The sequence below is a fragment of the Pseudomonas sp. TE3910 genome (genome assembly GCF_056279025.1).
In genome coordinates, this window is record NZ_JBWBQN010000001.1 from 1,660,001 (window position 1) to 1,675,853 (window position 15,853).

Sequence of the window (15,853 nt, forward strand, 5' to 3'; positions counted from 1 at the left end):
TTTCAACTCGCTGTCAACCACCTTTTTCACCGCTGCCGATCTATTCGACCGAAGCACTTCCAACACCTTCGTTAAACATCTAACTCGTTGATTACCAAGGAGTTTTCCGTTTCGACTGCGCTGGAAGAGGTGCGCATTATAGAGAGATGCAACGGGGCGTCAAGCCGTATTATTGAAAACAACCGATAAAAGAAAGATGCGCACTATATTGCTCATTGGCAAAGGGTTCGCGCATCATACGATGACTCCCTCAGCCTATATATAGAAAGGACATCGCCCGCAGCATGAATGCACAACCCCGTAGCCTGGCGACAACCCTCTTCCCCATTGCACTGCTAATGATTGCCATGGCCTCGATCCAGTCTGGCGCTTCACTGGCCAAGAGCCTGTTCCCCCTTATCGGGGCACAAGGCACGACCACACTGCGCCTGATATTTGCCAGCGTGATCATGCTGCTGTTGCTGCGCCCCTGGCGCGCCAAGCTAAACGCCAGCACACTCAAGACAGTGTTGATCTATGGCGCTGCACTGGGTGGCATGAACCTCCTCTTCTATATGTCGTTGCGCACCGTGCCGCTTGGCATCGCCGTAGCCCTGGAGTTCACCGGCCCTCTGGCGGTAGCGCTCTACGCATCACGGCGCGCGGTAGACTTCCTCTGGATTGGTCTTGCCGTGCTTGGTTTGGCGCTGCTTATCCCGGTGGGCCAGACAGGTACAGGCATCGATCTGGTCGGTGCCAGCTATGCGTTGGGGGCGGGCGTCTGCTGGGCACTCTATATTCTGTATGGCCAGAAAGCAGGCGCCGATAATGGCATTCAGACTGCCGCGCTGGGGGTGGTGATCGCCGCTTTCGTCGTAGCGCCTTTCGGCATTGCGCATGCAGGCACCGACTTGCTATCACCTGCACTCATCCCAGTAGCACTTGGCGTCGCGATCCTCTCCACCGCCCTGCCTTACAGCCTGGAGATGGTGGCACTGACACGAATGCCCGCCAAGACCTTTGGCACGCTAATGAGCATCGAGCCAGCCTTTGGCGCGCTTTCCGGCCTGCTGTTCCTCAATGAGGTGCTCAGCCTGACCCAGTGGCTGGCCATCGCGGCGATCATCACTGCGTCTGCTGGCGCCACACTGTCCTTGCGTAGAGAGCCGCAACCCTTGGTTGCTGCCGACTGACATGAGAAATACTTTCATCTAAATCGATGCAAGTCATTGTGTCGAATACCTGCCATCTTTAAGCTGTAACCTGACGCCAAGCTTGAAGTTTTTCATTTATCAGACAAGGATGCTGCAGGCGCCAGGAAGGATGCATAGTCTATGTAGACGGCTCGAAGGCTCGGGCACGCAGTAAGGACAGGAATGAAACGAATTTTGCTCATCCTAGCCATTTTGGCCATCGCAGGCTGTGCCGCGACCGCCAAGACAGAGGTCAAGCGCGGGAAAAAAGGGCTGCACATCAATTGTTCCGGCCTGTCGTCATCGTGGAGCAAGTGCTACAGCAAAGCCGAAAGCTCATGCGGCAGCAAAGGCTATAAAGTCCTCGCAAAATCTGGCGATGATGAAGGAGAGCCTGGGGATTTTGTCTTTGGAATAAACCCGGCGGGATACACCAGTCGCAGCATGATCGTGATCTGCCGCTGACCCGGACACGGTAGAAGGCTACCCTCAGGCGACCTTCTACCGTTGCTGCACGGTCAATCAATCAGATTGCCGCCGTGCGCACCTGCAACCATTGCAGCGCATCGCCTCCGAGCAAAGGCGACAATCGCTGACACACCTCGTCGTGATACGCGTTGAGCCACTGCCGCTCCTCGGCGCTCAGCAACTCAGGCAGCAAGCAACGCGTATCAATCGGGCACAACGTCAGGGTTTCAAATTCGAGGAAGTCACCAAACGCGCTCTTCCCCGACTCCCGGTTGAACACCAGGTTCTCGATACGGACGCCCCACTGCCCTGGCCTGTAGGTTCCCGGTTCAATCGAGGTAATCATGCCCGCTTGCATTGCCGTCTGCGGTGCAGGCGCAGCCTGATAGGCAACGACCTGTGGGCCCTCGTGCACATTCATGAAGTAGCCAACGCCATGCCCGGTGCCATGCCCATAGTCGACATGCTCAGCCCAAAGTGGCGCCCGTGCAATGGCGTCGAGCAGGGGTGAAAGCACCCCACGCGGAAACCGCGCACGTGAGAGCGCGATCATACCCTTGAGTACGCGGGTGCAGTCCTGCTTCTGTTCGACGCTTGGCGAGCCGATGGGCACCATCCGCGTAATGTCGGTGGTACCGCCCAGGTACTGTCCACCTGAGTCGATCAATAGCAGCCCATCCCCCTCGATTGTTGCATGGGATTCCTCGGTTGCCCGGTAATGCGGCATGGCACCATTACTGTTGAAGGCGGCAATTGTCGCAAAGCTGGGCGAGACGAAACCGGGGCGACGGGCTCGAGCCGCGCCCAGCTTTTCGTCAACGGTCACTTCGGTGATGCGCTCACGCCCCAACGCCGACTCGAACCAGGCAAAAAATTCGCACAACGCCGCGCCATCCTGCTCCATGGCCTGGCGGACGTGAGCCAGATCAGCTTCACTTTTGCGCGATTTGGCCAGGGTCGTCGGATTGATCTCCTCCACAAGCCGCACATCGTTGTTCAGGTTCGCCACAAGACCGAGAGTGACCTTGGCTGGATCAATCAACAACGAGCAGCCTGGGGCAATTTCGGCCAAAGCCGCACCTGCGGTGGTGTAGTCCCGCAAATGAACACCATCGGCTTCGAGCACCTGACGCAGGTTTTCGTCGACCTTGCTCAGGGCCACGAAAAGGATTGCCTTCTCCTGGCTGACCAAGGCAAACGACACAAACACCGGGTTGTAAGAGACATCACTGCCGCGCAGGTTGAACAGCCAGGCAATGTCATCCAGCGTGGCGAGGAAATGCCAGTCGGCGCCACGCGCCTGAAGCGTCTGACGCAGGTTTTCCAACTTTTGCACCCGACTGACCGTCGCATACGGTGGCAGATGTGGGTAAACCGGGTTGGCTGGCAATGGCGGGCGCTCATCCCACACATCAAGCAACAAGTCTTTATCTGCCAACAACCGCACATTGCGCAGTTTGAGTCGCGCCTCCAGTTGCCGGGCTGATGCCAATGCCATGACCGTACCATCGACAGCAACTGCACCGCCCTCAGGCGCCTGCTCAGCGAGCCAGTCCAGCGGGCCGGGCTGACCGGGCAGCAACTTCATCAGCGCTATACCACTGCCACTCAACGCTTTTTCGGCCTGCTCCCAGTAGCGGCTATCCACCCAAAGATCAGCGAAATCCGCTGTGATGATCAGCGTCCCCACCGAGCCATGAAAACCGGAGAGCCACCGCCGTCCCTGCCAATACCCTGGCAGGTACTCGGAAAGATGCGGGTCGGCCGACGGCACCAACAGCGCATCGACACCTTCCCGGCTCATCACGTCGCGCATACGCGCCAAACGCGTCGTTACTGCCACCTGCGTTGAAGACTGACTGTTCATGCTGACTCCTGCTACCACGACATCCATTGGTCTTGGTCGCAGATAATGGAACAGCCCTCAGCCCTGGGCAACTGCCCAGAAGGGCGCTGCCTGCGATGAGGCCTTGATGGCCGCTGCAGCCTGGTCGATGTCGGCCTCACTGGTGTAGCGCCCCAGGCTCAGGCGAAGGGTTCGGCGCGCGGCTTGCTCGTCATGCCCAAGAGCGAGCAGCACATGGGACGCTGCACTGCTGGCTGAATTGCATGCAGACGTGGAGGAGAACGCCAATCGCGTGGCCAGAGCGTGCAGATCGACGCTATTGTCGGCGAAGGTCAGGCTCAACGTATGAGCAATGCGCTGCTGGGGGCTTCCGTTCAAGCCTAGCCCCGGCACGCCAGCCAACTGCTCCAGCAAGCGAGTACGCAAGCGCCTGATTCGCGCAAGCTCCTCGTCGAACAGTTCGCCGGCCAACGCGAAGGCCGCGCCCATCGCAACGATTTGATGGGTCGCCAACGTTCCTGAGCGCAACCCACCTTCATGCCCGCCGCCATGCATTTGAGCCTGAAGCGCGGGGCGAGCACGCTCACCGACATACAATGCCCCGATACCTTTCGGACCGTAGACCTTATGCGCAGAGAAGGACACCAGATCCACCGGCCAACGCGCTAGGTCAATCTCGACCTTGCCGGCTGCCTGTGCAGCATCGACATGCAGGAATGCACCATGACCACGCACGTGTTCGCCAATGGCCTGCACATCGTTGAGCGTTCCCAGTTCGTTGTTGACCAGCATCAGCGAAACCAGAAAGGTGTCGTCTCGCAGCGCACCTGCAACGGCCTGCGGCGTAATGAGCCCTTGAGCATCCGGCGCCAGCCAGGTGACCTCGAAGCCGGCCAGTTCAAGTTGCCTGACACTATCAAGTACAGCTTTGTGTTCGATCAGGCTGGTGATGATGTGCCCGCCACTGCGCCCCTGCGCCAGGCCCTTGAGCGCCAGGTTGTTCGACTCGGTAGCGCCGGACGTCCAGACAATCTGCTCGGGTTGAGCACGCACCAGACTGGCAACCTGAGCACGCGCTCGCTCCACCGCCTGACGGGCCTGCTGCCCATAACAATGCGAACTGGACGCGGGGTTGCCAAAGTTTCCAGATACGCCCAGACACTCGACCATCACCTGAATGACCCGCTCGTCGACAGGTGTCGTGGCGGCGTAGTCGAAATACAACGGTAGATTGCTCATAGGTCAAGCCCTTGCTTGGCGCCGCGCCGCTGTAGAGCGAGCACTGCGCCAATCCTTCCTGGTAAGTTCACCTGGATAGTGCCTCAAGACCTCTTAGAACGATAAATTATTAATTATTATATTTATATTCAAATAAGTTTATTACTGATACCTGACAGCGACCCTCAGTGAGGTCACATCGCCAAGCGCTGCGCCAAGGCTTTCGCCTGCAGCGCCACATCAGTGACAGCAGTACTTTCCCACCACATACCACGCAACGGCGGCCCAATGGCGAACAAGCGCTCACTGGCATTCCCTTGAGCATCCAGCACAGCGCCGTCCGGGCTGGCAGCAATGCCAAGCGCCAGTGGCCCGGGCTGAACAAGGCCATGCGCCAGCAGGTTTTGCGGCAGGGGCCGATCAACACGGCGCCAATCGTATTCGATACCCATTGAGTTGATCAGTGCCGCCCCCGTCACACGCGTCGTCGCCTGCTGACCGCGGAAACGCAAACGAATACCCACCGCCTCGCCCTCAACAGCGTCGACGCCTTGCCAGGAGGCAGCATGAATGCCCAAGCGCCCCTCGTCACGCAGACGTTGGAGCAAGGCCGCGCCAGGCGGCGCTGAACGGTGGTGATGACTCTCCCACCAGGGCCGTACATGACGCACAAACTGGCGCCGTTCACGATCGCTGGCCTGGCTCCAGAGCCTGGCGATATGTTGCCGGACGGTATCCAGCGGCGCCTGCCAGTCGACACCCTGAGCAATCGCCAAGCGGCATTGTTCACGTACAGCTCGAAGCAGTTGGCGGGGGCTGCGCAAGCCAGGGTCAGTTGCCAGGAAATCGACCCAGGTCGGCGGCTGCCGACGGACATGGGGTAGCAGGCCATGGCGGGAAAACACCTCGATAGGTCCACGATGCCCAGCCTGCTGCAACGACACCAACGCATCGATCATGGTCAGGCCGGAGCCGATGATCAATACTCGCCCTTGAGGATCAAGCCCACGCATGGCCGAGACATCCCAAGGGTCAAGGGTGGTCTGCTTCAACGCATCTGCACCGAGGCGCGGGGTACGTGCGGCAGTAAACATGCCCGTAGCCAGCACAGCGCGCTTAGCCCGCAGCCGGCGCCCATCGGCACACTGTATAAGCACGCCCTCGTTGTCGACGTGCAGGTCGTCTACCTCGCTACGCAAGTGCTCGACTCTGGAGCCTGAGCGCGCACCCATGACCTCAGCGTCAGCCAGACGTTGGCGTGCATAACAGCCGAACAGGCCACGGGGCGGAAACAGCTCGGCAATCGGTACCTGTTGCTCGGCAGACTCAGGCCAACCGCCCTCCCGAATACACTGCGTAAGCCACTGGGTCAGGTCATCGGGGTTATCTGGGTCGACACTCATCCGCGCGGCGTTGCCATTGAGGGTATGCCCTGGTTCAGTGGCGCTGTAGGCCTCGCCACGACCAAGCTCGGGCCGAGGTTCAACGACGACGATACGTCGTTGACCAGGCTGGCGTAGCAGTTGCGCAGCAAGCATCGCACCACTGAGGCCACCCCCAACAATGAGTACATCAATGACTGTATCCGGGTACGTCGCAGCGTATGGTGCGTGCATTCGCGTCTCCTTGCGCAATTATCTGGATGATAAGCGGCAAACGGCGGCAAACGCAGCCTCACCGGTACTAAAGTAGGTTCATTCCGACGGCGCGCCAAAGCGCTTGCGATAATCGCTGGGCGCCAACCCCATGACCTTGTGGAACACTTTGCGAAAAGCCCCTGGGTCTTGATACCCGACACCCCAGGCAATCTGCTCGACATTGCGATTGGTGAACTCCAGCATGCGACACGCGCGCCCGACGCGAACCTGCTGGCAGTACTCGGTCGGTTTCAGTCCGGTAGCACGACGAAAACGGCGCAGAAAGGTACGCTCCTCAAGGCCGGCATAACCGGCCATCCCTTCGAGGCTGACATCCTTGGCGCCGGTGCCTTGCAACCAGTGCTGAACCTTGAGAATCGCTTCGTCTCCATGGTCCAGGCAGGGGCTGAAGACACTGCCTGGACGCTGCCCGGTCACCACCCGTTCCACGGCCAGAAACCGGGCGGTTTCCGTCGCCAATGTAGCCCCCAGAAAGCGCTCGACCAGGTTCAAACCCAGCTCGGTCCAGGCCATCAACCCTGCGGAAGTAATAATGTCGCCGTCATCCAGCAACGGCAAATGGGTCTCGACCTTCACCTGTGGAAAGCGCTGAGCCAGGGATGGCGCAAAGTTCCAATGCGTGGTTGCCGGGCGGCCGTCGAGCAAGCCGCTTGCCGCAATAAAGAACACCCCGACGCATACCGACACCAGCACGGCGCCCTCACGGTGCCACTGCCTGAGGTCGCCACAGAACCGCCCAAGCAACTCAGGATCCGGCGCCTGGGTGAGGCTTGGCGGAATGATAATGGCGCGCGGCTGGTGAGCGCGCTGCGGATGCGTATCAAAGCTGACCGCCAGCCCTCCGCCATCGACCTCACACCAGTGAGTGACACGCAACAACGGCCGCTCCAGCGCGCCGAGCTCGACGGACATGCGATTCGCGACCGCCAGCAAGTCGGTAACACCCTGCACGGCCGCCATCTGCGCGCCCGGGTACACCAGAATGCCGATCTCCAGCGTGTCGCGTACGGTAGTCATTGTCAGTTTTTCCAGCCAATTTGTCGGTTGCGCCAATCTGCAAGCCTGTCGATCAAGCCTATAACTATCGCCACGTCACAACCACTCCCAGTACAAGGAAAGCGACATGACCCGACACGCGTTGATCGTCATTGATATTCAGAACGACTATTTTCCCGGCGGCAAATGGCCCCTCGACGGTGCCGAGGCTGCTGCCGATAACGCAGCACAGGTATTGGCAGCAGCGCGGGCCCGGAACGACCTGGTGGTTCACGTACGCCATGAGTTCGAGTCTGCGGACGCACCGTTCTTCACGCCCGGCTCAGAGGGTGCTCAGATACACCCCAAGGCAAAAAACCAGGCAAATGAACCGGTGGTTCTCAAGCATAAGGTAAATGCCTTCCTGGATACCGAGCTCAAGACACTGCTGGATGATCACCACGTCAGCGCCATTACCCTGGTCGGCAGCATGAGTCATATGTGCATTGACGCGGCAGCACGCGCGGCGGCCGACTTTGGCTACGCGACCACAGTCATTCACGATGCCTGCGCTACCCGCGCACTGGTGTTCAACGATATGACAGTACCCGCTGAGCAGGTGCATGCCGCCTATATGGCGTCGCTGGCATTCGGTTATGCGCAGGTCGTGTCGACAGCCGAATACCTCGACGCCCAACGCGACTGACCTACCGGGCAGCGCTCAGATCACGACATTGCGTACAAAGCGTACCGCCACCTCACCATCGTTGCGATAGACGTGCATCCGGTTGCTGGCGAAGGTAAAAAATTCGCCAGCGGCCAGGCTGTGTACCTGATCCTCGATCAACAAGGTCAGGCAACCTTCAAATACGTAGAGCTGCTCGCTCCACCCGTCAGCATCGGCCTCGGAGGGGTACACTTCGCCGGGCTCCAGGCGCCACTCCCACAACTCGACCTCGCGGCTGGCCGCGGAGCTGGCCAACAGAATCGCCTTGCTGCCCGGATGAACGCCCGTCCAGGCCAGTTCGTTGATTCGACTGGGATCGCGATTGTCCGGTGCCTGGATCAAATCGCTGAATGCGACATCAAGTGCTTCGGCTATTCGATCCAGTGTCGTCAGGCTGACGTTCTTTTCGCCAGCCTCGATGGCAACCAGCATGCGACGACTCACACCCGATTTTTCCGCCAGTGCAGTCTGGCTGAGACCGGCAGCATGACGCAGGCGACGGATGTTCTGACTGACGTGCTGCAACACAGACGCCCTGTGATTCGAATCTTTGTGCACTATATTGCTCGCTGGTAGAGTGTGCGCAGTATACTGCCCACTTTGGCGCATTGTGCGTCGCCCATCATTCGTGTGCAAGACCATGACCTCAAGCGCCCCGCAACACGCGACCGTGACCTTCCGGCCAAGCAAAGCCGAGTGGGTACTGATCTTCATCACTGTCCTCTGGGGCGGCACTTTTCTGCTCGTGCACAAGGTGATGACCGTCAGTGGCCCGATGTTCTTCGTGGGCCTGCGTTTTGCGGCTGCCGCACTGTTCGTTGCCATGGTATCGGCCCGCTCGCTGTCCGGCCTGACCACCACCGAACTCAAGGCCGGCTTCTTGATTGGCGTCTCCATCATGCTTGGCTATGGCCTGCAGACAGTTGGCCTGCAAACCATCAGCAGCAGCCAATCGGCGTTTATCACAGCCTTGTATGTGCCATTCGTGCCCTTGCTTCAATGGGTGATTCTGGGCCGTCGCCCCGGGCTCATGCCAAGCATCGGCATCAGCCTGGCATTCATCGGGCTCATGCTGCTGGCAGGCCCGAACGGCCGTTCGTTGCAGTTCAGTCCCGGCGAGATCGCCACGTTGGTCAGCGCGGTCGCCATTGCAGCCGAGATCATTCTGATCAGCCGCTTTGCTGGCAAGGTCGATGTGCGCCGCGTCACTGTCGTACAACTGGCAACGGCCTCGGCCCTGTCATTCCTGATGATTGTTCCGACCCAGGAAGCATTGCCAGACTTTTCCTGGCTACTGGTGCTCAGCGCCGTCGGCCTGGGTGCGATGAGCGCAGCCATCCAGGTGGCAATGAACTGGGCACAGAAATCGGTTTCGCCTACCCGCGCCACCCTCATCTACGCGGGCGAACCCGTGTGGGGCGGCGTCTTCGGACGGCTGGCGGGAGAGCGCCTGCCGGGCGCCGCGCTGGTCGGTGCATTGCTCATCGTCATTGCGGTAGTGGTCAGCGAATTGAAGGTCAAACGTCGAGAGGAGAAGTCCGTCGAGGAAGAGGAACGCGAACAAGAGCGCGAACCGGGTTGAGGCAGCAGGCTTCACGCCATCCCTGAAAAAAACTGTTATAAAAAAATAGTTTAATGCACCGTTCTTGTAGGATTCTGCGACAGCTTGTGGGTTGGTGATCGACGGTCCGGCACGTATGATCCCTTACAAACTCCTGCAGATTAGAAACCCATGTCCTTGATAGTTCTGCTGCTTCTGCCATTCATCGGCAGCTGTCTGGCGGCTGTCCTGCCGCATAACGCGCGTAACAGTGAGTCACTACTGGCAGGTCTTGTTGCACTTGTCGGCACCGTACAGGTGGCGCTGCTGTACCCTCAGATTGCCGATGGCGGCATCATTCGCGAAGAAGTGCGCTGGCTACCCAGCCTTGGGCTGAACCTGGTCTTGCGCCTGGATGGCTTCGCCTGGTTGTTCTCCATGCTGGTGCTTGGCATCGGCACGCTGGTTTCGCTCTACGCCCGTTACTACATGTCCCCTCAGGACCCGGTGCCGCGCTTTTTCGCCTTTTTCCTGGCGTTCATGGGGGCCATGCTCGGCCTGGTGATCTCCGGCAACCTGATCCAGATCGTATTCTTCTGGGAACTGACCAGCCTGTTCTCCTTCCTGCTGATCGGTTACTGGCATCATCGCAGCGATGCACGACGCGGGGCCTATATGGCCTTGATGGTTACCGGAGCTGGCGGCCTGTGCCTGCTGGCAGGGGTGCTGCTGCTCGGCCATGTGGTCGGCAGCTACGACCTGGACACGGTGCTGGCTGCCGGTGATCAGATACGTAGCCATGCCCTCTACCCGGTACTGCTGCCCCTCATCCTGCTGGGCGCCCTGAGCAAAAGCGCACAATTCCCCTTCCACTTCTGGCTTCCCCATGCCATGGCAGCGCCGACGCCCGTATCGGCCTACCTGCACTCCGCTACCATGGTCAAAGCCGGGGTGTTCCTGCTCGCAAGGCTTTGGCCGGCGCTGGCCGGCAGCGAACAATGGTTCTGGATCGTCAGCGGCGCGGGCGCCTGCACCTTGCTGCTGGGCGCTTACACGGCGATGTTCCAGAATGACCTCAAGGGCCTGCTGGCCTATTCGACCATCAGCCACTTGGGCTTGATCACCCTGCTGCTCGGGCTTAACAGCCCATTGGCGGCCGTCGCGGCAGTGTTCCACATTCTCAATCACGCAACCTTCAAGGCCTCACTGTTCATGGCGGCCGGGATCATCGATCACGAGAGCGGCACCCGTGACATTCGCAAACTCAGCGGGCTGTTTCGCCTGATCCCCTTTACCGCGACGCTGGCCATGGTTGCCAGTGCTTCGATGGCTGGCGTGCCATTGCTCAACGGCTTTCTGTCCAAGGAAATGTTCTTCGCCGAAACCGTGTTCATTTCCTCCACTGCCTGGGTCGAAACGACCCTGCCGGTCATCGCGACACTGGCCGGTACCTTCAGCGTGGCCTACGCCCTGCGCTTCACCGTGGATGTATTTTTCGGGCCGCAGGCCACCGACCTGCCCCACACGCCGCATGAGCCACCGCGCTGGATGCGTGCACCGGTCGAGCTCCTGGTACTGACCTGCCTGGTGGTGGGTATTTTTCCAGCCCAGTCCGTAGGCCCCCTGCTTGCTGCGGCCGCCTTGCCTGTAGTCGGCGGCACCCTGCCCGAATACAGCCTGGCAATCTGGCACGGCTGGAATGCACCACTGATCATGAGCCTGATTGCCATGGCGGGCGGCATCGTGCTGTACCTGTTGCTGCGCAACCAGTTCAAGCTCGGCCGCATTGCCCATCCACCCTTCATCGAGCATTTCAACGGCAAGCGACTGTTTGAACGCTGCCAAGTACTGCTGATGCGCATGGCCCGCCGCGCCGAGCGCCTGCTCACGACCCGACGCCTGCAAAAGCAGTTGTTCATGCTGGTACTGGCAGCGTTCCTCGCAGGCCTGCTGCCCATGCTGCACAGTGGCCTGAGTTGGGGTGATCGACCGAAGATCCCAGGTTCCGGTGTATTCGTGGCCCTCTGGCTGATCGCAATTACCTGCGCCCTTGGTGCGGCCTGGCAAGCCAAGTATCACCGACTGGCCGCCCTGACCATGGTCAGCGTATGCGGCCTGATGACCTGTATCACCTTCGTCTGGTTCTCGGCACCCGACCTGGCGCTGACCCAACTGGTCGTGGAAGTGGTCACCACGATCCTGATCCTGCTGGGCCTGCGCTGGCTGCCACGCCGGATCGAGGGCGTCTCGCCACTGGGCAGCCAGGAACGTGCCCGCCTGCGACGCCTGCGCGACCTGGTGCTGGCAGTGCTGGTCGGTACCGGCATGGCCTTGCTGTCCTACGCCATGCTGACCCGGCCGACCCCCAACGACATCTCCTCGTTCTACCTGAGCCGGGCACTGCCCGAGGGCGGTGGCAGCAACGTCGTCAACGTGATGCTGGTGGATTTCCGTGGCTTCGATACCTTGGGCGAAATCACCGTGCTGGTTGCCGTGGCGCTCGCGGTGTTTGCCCTGCTGCGACGTTTCCGACCGCCACGCGAAAGTATCGAGTTACCCGCACAACAGCGTCTGCTGGCGCCGGACGTGGTCACCGATCTGGTCAACCCACGGCACGCCGCCGATACGGCACTGGGTTTCATGATGGTGCCCGCCGCCCTGGTTCGCCTGCTACTGCCGATTGCCCTGGTGGTGTCGATGTACCTGTTCATGCGCGGGCACAACCAGCCGGGCGGCGGCTTCGTTGCCGGTCTGGTGATGTCGGTAGCCTTCATCCTCCAGTACATGGTCGCCGGCACCCAGTGGGTTGAAGCACAAATGAGCCTGCGCCCGCTGCGCTGGATGGGCACCGGCCTGCTCTGCGCCACCCTCACCGGGGTGGGTGCCATGCTGCTGGGCTACCCCTTCCTGACCACCCACACCGCCCACCTTCACCTGCCGGTGATCGGTGACTTGCATGTGGCCAGCGCACTGTTCTTCGATATCGGCGTGTTCACGGTCGTAGTCGGTTCAACCCTGCTGATCCTTACCGCGCTGGCGCACCAGTCGGTACGTAGCCATCGCCCCGGTGGCCACGTGAAAAACCCTCAACCAGGAGCCGCCTGATGGAAGAAGTCATTGCAATTGCCATCGGTGTACTCGCCGCCTCAGGTGTATGGCTGATACTGCGGCCACGGACCTTCCAAGTAGTGATGGGCCTGTGCCTGTTGTCCTATGGCGTCAACCTGTTCATCTTCAGTATGGGCAGCCTGTTCATTGGCAAGGAGCCAATCATCAAGGACGGCGTACCGCAGGACCTGTTCAACTACACCGACCCGCTGCCCCAAGCCCTGGTACTGACGGCAATCGTCATCAGCTTCGCCATGACCGCCTTGTTTCTGGTCGTACTGCTGGCGTCACGTGGCTTGACCGGCACTGACCACGTCGATGGCCGGGAGCCGAGTGAATGAATGCGATGAACCAACTGATCGTCGCCCCCATCCTGCTGCCTCTGATGACCGCAGCGCTGATGCTGCTGCTCGGCGAAAAGCGACGGCCACTCAAGGCCCGTATCAACCTGGTTTCAACCCTGCTTGGCCTGGGCATTTCCGTGGTGCTACTGGTGTGGGTACACACACAGGGGCATGCCAGTTCGATGGGTGTTTACCTGCCCGGGAACTGGCCCGCACCGTTCGGCATCGTGCTGGTAGTCGACCGCCTCGCGGCAATGATGCTGGTGTTGACCGGCATTGTCGGGCTTAGCGCGCTGCTCTACGCCATGGCCCGCTGGGACAGTGCAGGAGCCAGTTTCCATGCCCTCTTCCAGATCCAGCTGATGGGGCTGTACGGGGCCTTCCTGACGGCAGACCTGTTCAACCTGTTCGTCTTTTTCGAGGTGCTACTGGCGGCATCCTATGGCTTGATCCTGCACGGCTCGGGACGGGCACGGGTCAAGGCCGGCCTGCATTACATTGCCATCAACCTCGTCGCGTCATCGCTGTTCCTGATTGGCGCAGCGATGCTCTATGGCGTTACCGGCACCCTGAACATGGCCGACCTGGCGGTCAAGATCCCACTGGTGCCTGAGGCCGACCGAGGCTTGCTGCACGCTGGCGCCGCGATTCTGGCCATCGCCTTTCTGGCAAAGGCCGGCATCTGGCCGTTGAATTTCTGGCTGGTACCGGCGTACTCGGCAGCCAGCGCCCCCGTGGCCGCACTTTTCGCAATCATGACCAAGGTCGGCATCTACACCGTGTTGCGTCTCTGGACCTTGCTGTTTTCCGGGCAAGCCGGCGACTCTTCATTCTTCGGTGGTGAATGGCTGGTGTACGGCGGCCTCGCAACCCTGGGTTGTGCCGCACTGTTGATACTCGCCGCCCAGCGTCTTGAACGTATGGCCAGCCTGAGCATCCTGGTCTCGGCAGGTACGCTGCTGGCCGCGATAGGCTTCGGGCAACCCGCCCTGACCGCAGCGGCGCTGTTCTATCTGGTCAGCTCGACGCTCGCGCTGTGCGCACTGTTCCTGCTTGCGGAACTGATCGAACGCTCTCGTTCGGTCAACGAGATTCCGCTGGACGACGACGGCGACACCCTGCCGGCGCCACCCGAGCCACCCCAACTGCCCAAAGGCATCAACCTGGACGATGATCAGAAGGCCGTTGTCGGCCAAGTCATCCCCTGGGCCATGGCGTTTCTCGGCCTAAGCTTCATCGCCTGCGCCCTGCTGGTGATCGGCATGCCACCGCTATCGGGTTTCATCGGCAAACTGAACCTGATCAGCGCCCTGCTCAACCCGCAAGGCCTCGGCATCACGACCGAACAGCCGTTGCCGATGACCGGCTGGACACTGCTGGCACTGCTGGTGCTCTCGGGCCTGGCCTCACTGATTGCCCTGGCGCGCGTCGGCATCAAGCGCTTCTGGACACCACAGGAACGCCCTTCGCCAGTACTAAGGCGCCTGGAATGCCTGCCGATTGTTGCCCTGCTCGGCTTGTGCGTACTCCTCAGCATCCAGGCCGAGCCACTGTTACGCTACACGCAGGACACTGCGAACGGCCTGCAGAACCCGCAGCAGTACATTTCTGCGGTGTTCGCTACACGGCCACTGGCAGGCCCGCTGGCTGTTCCTGAGGAGGTGCAGCCATGAAGCGCCTGTTCCCTGCCCCTCTGCTATCGCTCGCGCTGTGGTTGCTGTGGCTGGTATTGAACCTTTCGACAAGCCCCGGCAACCTGTTGCTGGGCGCACTGCTTGGCGTGCTCGCGCCGCTGCTGATGGCCCCCCTGCGACCACAGTCGGTGAGCATTCGCAAACCAGCGACCATCGTACGCCTGATCCTGCGGGTTGGCCTGGATGTGCTGAGCTCCAACCTGCAAGTGGCTCGCAGTGTCCTGACTGCCGGCCAGCGCCCACCACGGTCGGCCTTCGTGCGCATTCCACTGGACTTGCGCGATGCTCACGGGCTAGCAGCCTTGTCGATGATCACAACGGTGGTCCCTGGCACCATCTGGTCGGAGCTGGCGCTGGACCGCAGTGCCTTGTTGCTGCATGTCTTTGATCTAAACGACGAAACGCAATTCGTCGAGCACTTCAAGCACACCTACGAACGCCCGCTGATGGAGATCTTCGAATGACTGGCCTGCTCGCCAACGCCATTCTCGCCAGCCTGTTCATTTTCGCCATGGCCATGGCCTTGACCTTGGTCAGGCTGTTCCGAGGCCCATCGGCGCAAGACCGGGTACTGGCGCTGGACTACCTGTACATCCTGGCCATGCTGATGATGCTGGTGCTGGGCATTCGCTACGCCAGTGATACCTACTTTGAAGGCGCGCTACTGATCGCGCTGTTCGGCTTTGTCGGCTCGTTCGCCCTGGCCAAATTCCTGCTGCGCGGTGAGGTGATCGAATGAGCGAGTTCAATGCATTGCCATTCTGGCTTGAACTGGCTACCGCGGCACTGCTGCTAACCGGCAGTGTGTTTGCCTTGATAGGCGCATTCGGCCTGCTGCGCATGAAAACGTTCTTTCAACGCATGCACCCACCAGCCCTTGCCTCGACGCTGGGGACCTGGTGTGTCGCCCTGGCCTCGATCCTGTACTTCTCCGGTCTCAAGCACATGCCGGTCCTACATGCCTGGCTGATCCCGATCCTGCTTTCGATTACCGTGCCGGTCACCACACTGCTGCTGGCGCGAGCGGCCCTTTTCCGCAAACGCATGGCGAATGAGCCTGTGCCGGAAGAGATCAGTAGCGGGCGCGACAGGGGTAACTGATA

General features: G+C 60.4%; 15 protein-coding genes. 10 read left to right on the forward strand and 5 right to left on the reverse strand.

From position 1 onward, the window contains the following. Positions 1-284 precede the first annotated feature (284 nt). Positions 285-1,172: a threonine/homoserine exporter RhtA gene (gene rhtA, locus ACZ9H3_RS07410; protein WP_454241980.1), complete on the forward strand. Its 888-nt coding sequence runs from the start codon at positions 285-287 to the stop codon at positions 1,170-1,172. A 183-nt stretch (positions 1,173-1,355) separates the two neighbouring features. Further along, on the forward strand, positions 1,356-1,637 hold the full coding sequence (locus ACZ9H3_RS07415) for a hypothetical protein (RefSeq protein ID WP_065759932.1): 282 nt from the start codon (positions 1,356-1,358) through the stop codon (positions 1,635-1,637). A gap of 61 nt (positions 1,638-1,698) precedes the next feature. Here ACZ9H3_RS07415 and ACZ9H3_RS07420 read toward each other — a convergent pair whose 3' ends face one another. The 4 genes from ACZ9H3_RS07420 to ACZ9H3_RS07435 form a co-directional block, all read right to left on the reverse strand. Next, a complete protein-coding gene (locus tag ACZ9H3_RS07420) occupies positions 1,699-3,507 on the reverse strand; it encodes an aminopeptidase P family protein (protein ID WP_476220222.1) in 1,809 nt (602 codons plus the stop codon). A gap of 57 nt (positions 3,508-3,564) precedes the next feature. After that, positions 3,565-4,725: an aminotransferase class V-fold PLP-dependent enzyme gene (locus ACZ9H3_RS07425; protein WP_476220223.1), complete on the reverse strand. Its 1,161-nt coding sequence runs from the start codon at positions 4,723-4,725 to the stop codon at positions 3,565-3,567. Positions 4,726-4,898: 173 nt separating this feature from the next. Further along, complete coding sequence (locus ACZ9H3_RS07430; RefSeq protein WP_476220224.1) at positions 4,899-6,320, reverse strand: FAD/NAD(P)-binding protein; 1,422 nt, start codon at positions 6,318-6,320, stop codon at positions 4,899-4,901. 78 nt (positions 6,321-6,398) lie between these two features. Beyond that, positions 6,399-7,379 carry a GlxA family transcriptional regulator gene (locus ACZ9H3_RS07435; protein WP_476220225.1) on the reverse strand — a complete coding sequence of 327 codons (981 nt, stop codon included), beginning with the start codon at positions 7,377-7,379 and terminating at the stop codon, positions 6,399-6,401. 106 nt (positions 7,380-7,485) lie between these two features. Here ACZ9H3_RS07435 and ACZ9H3_RS07440 point away from each other — a divergent pair, with 106 nt between their 5' ends. Continuing rightward, a complete protein-coding gene (locus ACZ9H3_RS07440) occupies positions 7,486-8,043 on the forward strand; it encodes a cysteine hydrolase family protein (RefSeq protein ID WP_330523796.1) in 558 nt (185 codons plus the stop codon). 15 nt (positions 8,044-8,058) lie between these two features. On the opposite strand, the gene ACZ9H3_RS07445 is transcribed toward ACZ9H3_RS07440, so the two are convergent. Beyond that, positions 8,059-8,622, reverse strand: a complete 564-nt coding sequence (locus ACZ9H3_RS07445; RefSeq protein WP_065759926.1) for a helix-turn-helix domain-containing protein — start codon at positions 8,620-8,622, stop codon at positions 8,059-8,061. A gap of 82 nt (positions 8,623-8,704) precedes the next feature. Here ACZ9H3_RS07445 and ACZ9H3_RS07450 point away from each other — a divergent pair, with 82 nt between their 5' ends. From ACZ9H3_RS07450 to ACZ9H3_RS07480, 7 genes are all read left to right on the forward strand, one after another. Beyond that, positions 8,705-9,646 carry a DMT family transporter gene (locus ACZ9H3_RS07450; protein WP_476220226.1) on the forward strand — a complete coding sequence of 314 codons (942 nt, stop codon included), beginning with the start codon at positions 8,705-8,707 and terminating at the stop codon, positions 9,644-9,646. A gap of 150 nt (positions 9,647-9,796) precedes the next feature. Beyond that, on the forward strand, positions 9,797-12,709 hold the full coding sequence (locus tag ACZ9H3_RS07455; protein ID WP_102051742.1) for a monovalent cation/H+ antiporter subunit A: 2,913 nt from the start codon (positions 9,797-9,799) through the stop codon (positions 12,707-12,709). After that, entirely contained in the window at positions 12,709-13,053 is a 345-nt protein-coding gene (locus tag ACZ9H3_RS07460) for a Na+/H+ antiporter subunit C (RefSeq protein ID WP_065759923.1), read from the forward strand. Before ACZ9H3_RS07455 ends, ACZ9H3_RS07460 begins: the two co-directional genes overlap by 1 nt. Beyond that, entirely contained in the window at positions 13,050-14,729 is a 1,680-nt protein-coding gene (locus ACZ9H3_RS07465) for a monovalent cation/H+ antiporter subunit D (RefSeq protein ID WP_476220227.1), read from the forward strand. Before ACZ9H3_RS07460 ends, ACZ9H3_RS07465 begins: the two co-directional genes overlap by 4 nt. Beyond that, complete coding sequence (locus ACZ9H3_RS07470; protein ID WP_476220228.1) at positions 14,726-15,214, forward strand: Na+/H+ antiporter subunit E; 489 nt, start codon at positions 14,726-14,728, stop codon at positions 15,212-15,214. Before ACZ9H3_RS07465 ends, ACZ9H3_RS07470 begins: the two co-directional genes overlap by 4 nt. Next, a complete protein-coding gene (locus ACZ9H3_RS07475) occupies positions 15,211-15,489 on the forward strand; it encodes a K+/H+ antiporter subunit F (RefSeq protein WP_065759920.1) in 279 nt (92 codons plus the stop codon). Before ACZ9H3_RS07470 ends, ACZ9H3_RS07475 begins: the two co-directional genes overlap by 4 nt. After that, positions 15,486-15,851: a Na+/H+ antiporter subunit G gene (locus tag ACZ9H3_RS07480; RefSeq protein WP_099775315.1), complete on the forward strand. Its 366-nt coding sequence runs from the start codon at positions 15,486-15,488 to the stop codon at positions 15,849-15,851. The genes ACZ9H3_RS07475 and ACZ9H3_RS07480 overlap by 4 nt, the downstream gene beginning before the upstream one ends. Positions 15,852-15,853: the final 2 nt, after the last annotated feature.